3 protein-coding genes are annotated in these 2,034 nt (G+C 60.8%); all 3 read right to left on the reverse strand.

The features are described 5' to 3' along the window. Positions 1-526: FAD-dependent oxidoreductase (locus ACO41U_RS10450; RefSeq protein WP_485943804.1), on the reverse strand; the 526-nt coding region annotated here is incomplete at its 3' end. Further along, complete coding sequence (ahpC, locus tag ACO41U_RS10455; RefSeq protein WP_298779952.1) at positions 526-1,089, reverse strand: alkyl hydroperoxide reductase subunit C; 564 nt, start codon at positions 1,087-1,089, stop codon at positions 526-528. The genes ACO41U_RS10450 and ahpC, both read right to left, overlap by 1 nt. 65 nt (positions 1,090-1,154) lie before the next feature. Next, entirely contained in the window at positions 1,155-1,586 is a 432-nt protein-coding gene (locus ACO41U_RS10460; RefSeq protein ID WP_485943806.1) for a Fur family transcriptional regulator, read from the reverse strand. Between the last annotated feature and the right edge of the window lie 448 nt (positions 1,587-2,034).

Here is a 2,034-nt window from a genome sequence, read left to right on the forward strand (position 1 = left end):
GCACGAGAACCGTCACGTGGCGGGCGTAGCGGGTCAGGAAGACGCTCTCCTCCGCTGCGGCGAACCCGCCCCCGACGACGAAGACCTCCTTGCCCGTGAAGAACTCGCCGTCGCACGTGGCGCAGTAGGCCACGCCGCGGCCGCGGAACTCCGTCTCGCCGGGGAATCCCAGCACGCGGGGGTGTGCTCCGGTGGCGATCAGCACCCCGAAACAGGAGAAGACGCCGCGATCCGTGTGAACCTTCTTGACGTCCCCGTCCAGCTCCAGGTTCGTGACGTCCGCCATCAGGAACTCCGCCCCGAAGCTCTCCGCCTGGGCGCGCATGGTTTCGGTCAGGGCCCTGCCGTCCGTCCGGCCCGCCCCAGGGTAGTTGACCACCTCGGAGGTGATGGTGATCTGCCCTCCGAAGGTTTCCTTCTCGACGACCAGAACCCGGTAGCAGGCGCGGGCGAGGTAGAGGCCTGCCGTTAAACCGGCAGGGCCTCCTCCCACGACGACGACGTCGTAAAAGTTCCGATCGTCCATTAGAGCTTGCCGACGAGGTCCAGGCTGGGCTTCAGGGTCTCCGCCCCGGGCTGCCACTTGGCCGGGCAGACCTGGTCGCCGTGTTCGGCCACGAACTGGCTGGCCTGAAGGCGGCGGAACAGCTCGTCGGCGTTGCGCCCCACGTTGCCGGCGTTGACCTCATACACCACGATCTTGCCCTGCGGGTTGACGATGAAGCTGCCGCGCTCCGCCAGCCCCGCGTCCTCGATCAGCACCTCGAAGTCCTTGCTCAGCGCGTGCGTGGGGTCCGCCAGCATGGGGTAGGTGATCTTCCCGATGCGATCGGACTCGTCGTGCCACGCCTTGTGGACGAAGTGGGTGTCCGTGGACACCGAGTAGATCTCGCAGCCCGCCTTTTGGAAGTCGGCGTACTTGTTCTGCAGGTCCTCGAGCTCCGTGGGGCAGACGAAGGTGAAGTCCGCAGGATAGAAGAAGAAGACGCTCCACTTGCCCAGGATGTCCGCCTTCGTCACGGTCTTGAACTCGCCCTTGTGGTACGCCTGAACCTTGAAATCGCTCACTTCTTTGTTGATCATCGACATGAAAAAAATCCTCCCAAATATACTACTACTATGAATGTTTTGGCCGGCTTGCCCGGCCCTCCGCTCTATCGAGAGGCAGAACCCGTTCCGCGCTCCCTTCCGGTCGGATTGCTCCGTTCCTCACGCTCCGCGGAAGCTTCCTTCTCGCGGCACTTCTTGCAGATCCAGGAGATCTTCAGTTCGTAGAAGTCGACCTCAACCCCCGTCTCCGCCTTCAGGCGGTCCGTCAGGTCCCCGATGAAGACGTCCGTCAACTCTCCGCAGCGCCGACAGACCATGTGGTCGTGCCGGATGGTCCGGTCGTAGCGGTCCGGCTGTCCCTCCAGCCTCAGCCTCCGGATCGCCCCCTGAGAGCAGAGGGCGTTCAGGTTGTTGTAGATCGTCGCCATGACGATGGCGGGGTGCCGCTGCTTCATCTCCCAGAAGATCTGTTCGGCCGTAAGGTGCCCGCCCGGCTTGCTGACGATGTCCAGGATCCCGCTGGCATACTTTGTCATGCCTCACCTCCTTCCTGGAATTAGTTTAAATCTAATTTAATCGACACTCCTCGTTTTGTCAAGGGCCATTTTGAAAAAATGATAGGTTCCGGTAAAAGTGACGGTGCACATCGGGCCTCAAGAGGTGAGCGGCGTACCGTATAGATATGGTAAGCCCTCGCCGCGGCCCTCGAAGGCCGTTCCGTCCCGTCCTGGTCGGTATGCCATGACATGCCCACAGCCTCACTCCGAGAACGGGCCGCCAGAGTTTTGCTGCTCTCCCTGCTTCTGGCCCTCACAGCCGTCAGATGCGTACAAGGTCCAAGCGATTGATGCCGATGTCTTCGAACTCTTTTATAATGATGATTGCTTTCGATTGCTTTCAACAACTTTTTAAGGCCAATCGGCGCGTCCTAGCTTGACATCCAAGACTTTATTTTGCTATGATACCTCTCACGTCTTGTGCGCG

The organism is Fretibacterium sp. (assembly GCF_057312375.1).

What these genes read in the sequence shown, in the direction of transcription:
- ahpC (WP_298779952.1), bottom strand. Translation starts at nt 1,089, where the DNA reads ATGTCGATGATCAACAAAGAAGTGAGCGATTTCAAGGTTCAGGCGTAC.
- ACO41U_RS10460 (WP_485943806.1), bottom strand. Translation starts at nt 1,586, where the DNA reads ATGACAAAGTATGCCAGCGGGATCCTGGACATCGTCAGCAAGCCGGGC.